Genomic DNA, 4,338 nt, shown 5'->3' with positions numbered 1-4,338 from the left:
TTTGTACATTCTTATACAATCATTTATGTACATTTTTATATTGACATTTACAACTTGAAAATAGCCACATTCATATTACTTCTCATCGAATTCATTTGCAGAACGTTCTAAGATAAGACCCCGAAATGAGGAACCTTACTATCATTATTAAGGGGGGAATACTATATGAAAAGAGAAACAAAACAAAAAATATCTTTTTGTTTATCGATCGGTATTTTCATTTTAGTTATACTACTATTGATATTCTAAAAAATTAAAAATTTCGCCTCATCTAATTTATGAATTGCTATGATGAAATATACAATACAATCAAAAAATTGATAGAAAACAAAGAGATAACGAGTTATCAAATTAATAAAGATACTGGGATAATTTACGGTAATATTAATGCTATGCGCCGTGGAGAAAGAAGAATAGAAAATTTAAGCTTAAAGAATGCAAAAATCTTATATGAATATGCGAAAAAGGTATTATAATATAAGCATTGAGTTCAATAGGCATACAATAACTGCCCAAACTAGTGACTGAGTGGGTGCTTTTATAGTATTAGAAGTTTTCTAAAAGTGAAAGAAATCATGTTTAGTGATTTACTTATGTTTTTCAAAATAGTATAATAATTTTATATAATATATAGAGCTTCAGTATATCTTTTGAGTATATATGGAGTTCTTTCTTTTTAAACAAGATGTATATGTATAAATGGAAATGTTTGATACATTACATAAAAACCTTTAGGTACACTTAGAGGGATGTTAATCATAAAACAAAGAGATTTTGAAAAATAAAGGCTATTATAATTTAGAATTACAAATTATAAATCTTGTCATTGGATATGGGAATTCAAACATATCACTTATCCCAATTTGTGGAATGTTAAATAACTATAAAGAGGAAAGGAGAAAAAATGATAAGAATGGTTAAAGAAAACGAACGAATAGCAAAATTAAATTTTGAATAGCTGTGAGGAGCATAATAATTCAAGTGCTTAATTTTATCAAATCGTTCTTTTAAAAAGGTAAAGGGCAAAAGCCCTTTACCACATTAAATAGGGAGGCGGTATTTATGACAAGAGAATTAAGGAAAAAATTAACACTCTATCTTAACATTGCAACTTTAATATTATTTATAATTAATTTAACTAGAAAAAAACTATCCTTTCATTTTGACAAAAATTATGAATCAGTTTAAAGAAATTTATAATACAATAGAAAAATTACTAAATGATAAATCAATATCTAATTATAGAATTAATCAAGATACTGGTGTTTCATATGGTGGTATAAGTGAATTAAGAATCGGGAAAAGAAAAGTGAAAAATTTAACTTTAGAAACAGCGGAAAAACTCTATAATTACCAAAAACAATTAGAAATAATGATTGAAGATTAAAATAAAGACATATCTTTTGATATATCATGGAGTGAGCCTTTTAAATCATCTAATTTAAAAGTATATTAAAGATGGATAACTTAATCTGAATATAAATAAAAAGTGATCAAATAATATAATATAGAATAGATTGAGACAAGAAATTTTATCAATATATAATAAAAAATGCCAATACTATTAGGTATTTGTTTATAAATTAACTAGTTTGTCAATTACAAAGAAACAATGTATTGCTAAACGTAGTTACTGCATTAGGAGTACTATAATTATAAATAGAAAGTGAGCGTGATTATAAATGAATGAGATTGAAACAATTATAAGTGAAATAGAAAAGTTATTAACTAACAATACACCATATAGTATTTCAAAAAACTCAGGTGTACCACGTCAAACAGTTACTGATTTAAAGGTAGGTAATACTAAAATAAAGGATGCTAAATTTAAAACAATAATCAAGTTATATGAGTATCAAAAGGCTTCAGAAAACAATTCATAGTGCTAATAAATATACCTTGTTAGATTAGATGAACAATAGATTAAATTTCTATAAATTTCATGGTTGTGTGTCCACGTTTTGACCACCTCAATAAAATTATCTCTAGGTTTTTAAAAATTGTACATGTTTAAACAATCAAAAGTATGCTTTATTATATTATCATTTCCATAAAAATTTCTAAGATTTTTATAAGATTTTTAAGTGAAAATATAAAAGGCTGAACACAGTAAATAAGTTAACTTTAATGCAGTATTACATACTATACATATTTTATAATAATGCTTGTGCGAATTATTATTTATTTCATTTTTTATTAAATTGTGTAATTGGCATATGTGATGATTTGTGATAATCATATTGTAATATAGTATTTGGTTTTATGATTCTAAAATTAATAGATTTGAAAAGTATACTTTATTTCATGAAAGTTTTTGGTACATTTATTTGAAAATGTTTTTATTACAAAGTTAAATGGCTAAATGTTTCTTAACAAAATTAATTCTTCGAGTGTAAAGAATCGTGTTAAACATAATTTATATAGATTATAAGGAGGTGAAAATGGTTGAGGAAGTTAAAACGATAAAATAGTTTGAATGTTTTGATTTCAATTTGGGTAGGACTATTGAATTTGCAAACTAATAAGAATGTGAGATTTGATTTATTACGAGGTCATATTCTTTGAATAAAATATTACTTTCTCATCATTAGTAAAATGAAGATGACTATTAAAGTGCGAAAAACAAATAAAAAAGAGAAAATAGAATTTTTAATAGGGACGTTTATAACTATTTTAGTAATATTAGGGTTCAAAATTATGAAATAAACGGATAGTTTTTGAGAAGTCTATTTGACTCCTGAAAAATTAAAGTCTATAGATATCGCAATATCTCAAATTTAATAGACTATTGGAGTTAGTAATTTGAATATTGAAAGACTCTAATCTAATAAAAATACATAAAAGGTTAAACTTTAGAAGTGATTGTAAACTTCAATGAATACTAAATATTGAAGTTTAGTAAAAGGCGTAAGGTATACAAGACAAATCGTTTGTCTTTGACAAAGTAATTGATGATGAAAAGTCGTTAATATGTTGAAACAAAAATTGATAATATGAAATTTAACTATTATGAAGTGATGATAGCCATTATTGAATAGAAAAATAATAAAATCATTTATAAATAAAAATACGTTGAGTTCACAGAATTTCGAAAAAAGCAGAAAACATTGTACAGATATGGAGATGAAAACATGTCAGAATACAAGAAAAAGATAATTGAATTAATTGAAAGTAATTTAACAGGATATGAAATTTCTAAAAAAACTGGAGTTTCTCAATATGTACTTTCACAATTAAGACAGGGCAAACGCGAAGTAGATAATCTAACTCTGAATACAACAGAAAAATTATATGAATATGCCAATAAAGTTTTGTAATATAACTACTATATAAATTAATCAAGCTATGTTTATTTGATTTAACTATTAATGAAAATTATATGGGATATGGATATTATAATAATTAAAATACAAAAATAGTAGATTCCAATTTGTGAAAAAGGAGTATGTCGTTTCATTTAGAATTTATTGCACTAAATTAGCATCGAATAAGGGAAAATAAGTGTTAAGTTTTAAATGATAAAATAGATTGGAATGAATCGTTTTGAAATGCTCCCTTCAAAGTTTTCATTTTTTCAATGTCTACTTTGAAGGGGGCATTTCCATTAAATTGTTATAGCTTTTTATATTTGTATAATGAACATATAAGTTTAAGTAGGTGCGAGTGAAGTAAATAAAAAAGCTCAAATGTACCAAATTGTTAATATTAATAAATCTCTACTTTATAAAGATTGAATGGACATTCGAGCGTTAATCAGTCAGGAGGGAATTTCACTCCTACAATTTAATAATAATACTTGCTTCACCACTGTACAAGGAGTGATTTGTTATGTTCAAAGTGAATTATTCGATTTTAAGTTATTATCCAGATATTTATCTTCATAGTAATTTAGCTGTAGGTGTGGCTTTTGAAATTATAGGAGAAAGTTATCATAAGAATGAAATTAAATTTATAACCCAAAGAAGAAAAATTTTATCATTTGATGATGAAATAGACAATTTAGAACTTATTAATATGTTTTTGGATGGGCTTAAATGTGAATTCGAACAAACTAATCAATCATTAAAAAATTATAAGAAAAAATTTGTTAATAATTTCTACTTTGAGAATATTGAATATAAAATGTTTGACTCATTAAAAGAAGTTAATAATTTTATTGAAAAAACATATAAATATGTATTACATCTTGGTTTAGATAAAAAAGAAAGACTTAAGAAAACTGAGAAAGAACTTTTGACTAGCTAATTAAAAAGGTCAAACATATTGTTCTGAATATAAATAGGTAATAACCGTATCTTTATTGTTGTGGTTATTTTTTATGTGAAAAAACGAAAAAAG

7 protein-coding genes are annotated in these 4,338 nt (G+C 24.5%); all 7 read left to right on the top strand.

The genetic code is table 11. The features are described from left to right. Nucleotides 1-278 precede the first annotated feature (278 nt). The 7 genes from CD116_RS07410 (at nt 279) to CD116_RS07385 (ending at nt 4,245) form a co-directional block, all read left to right on the top strand. Entirely contained in the window at nt 279-476 is a 198-nt protein-coding gene (locus tag CD116_RS07410) for a hypothetical protein (protein WP_047550576.1), read from the top strand. Nucleotides 477-1,062: 586 nt separating this feature from the next. Continuing rightward, nucleotides 1,063-1,188, top strand: a complete 126-nt coding sequence (locus tag CD116_RS14060; protein WP_263574203.1) for a hypothetical protein — start codon at nt 1,063-1,065, stop codon at nt 1,186-1,188. Next, nucleotides 1,163-1,387, top strand: a complete 225-nt coding sequence (locus tag CD116_RS07405; protein ID WP_078101762.1) for a helix-turn-helix domain-containing protein — start codon at nt 1,163-1,165, stop codon at nt 1,385-1,387. The genes CD116_RS14060 and CD116_RS07405 overlap by 26 nt, the downstream gene beginning before the upstream one ends. Nucleotides 1,388-1,682: 295 nt before the next feature. After that, on the top strand, nt 1,683-1,883 hold the full coding sequence (locus CD116_RS07400) for a hypothetical protein (RefSeq protein WP_047550579.1): 201 nt from the start codon (nt 1,683-1,685) through the stop codon (nt 1,881-1,883). Between the two features lie 712 nt (nt 1,884-2,595). Further along, nucleotides 2,596-2,706 (top strand): hypothetical protein, encoded by a 111-nt coding sequence (locus CD116_RS07395; RefSeq protein ID WP_047550582.1) that lies wholly within the window; start codon nt 2,596-2,598, stop codon nt 2,704-2,706. A gap of 425 nt (nt 2,707-3,131) precedes the next feature. Then, a complete protein-coding gene (locus tag CD116_RS07390; RefSeq protein ID WP_000006110.1) occupies nt 3,132-3,317 on the top strand; it encodes a hypothetical protein in 186 nt (61 codons plus the stop codon). A 511-nt stretch (nt 3,318-3,828) separates the two neighbouring features. Beyond that, nucleotides 3,829-4,245 carry a hypothetical protein gene (locus CD116_RS07385; RefSeq protein ID WP_047425280.1) on the top strand — a complete coding sequence of 139 codons (417 nt, stop codon included), beginning with the start codon at nt 3,829-3,831 and terminating at the stop codon, nt 4,243-4,245. The last annotated feature ends 93 nt before the right edge of the window (nt 4,246-4,338 follow it).

Origin of the sequence: Staphylococcus schweitzeri (genome assembly GCF_002902405.1) — a bacterium.
GTDB classification, from domain to species: domain Bacteria; phylum Bacillota; class Bacilli; order Staphylococcales; family Staphylococcaceae; genus Staphylococcus; species Staphylococcus schweitzeri.
Note: the sequence above shows the minus strand (reverse complement) of the source record. Positions and strands in the feature narration are given on the sequence as shown.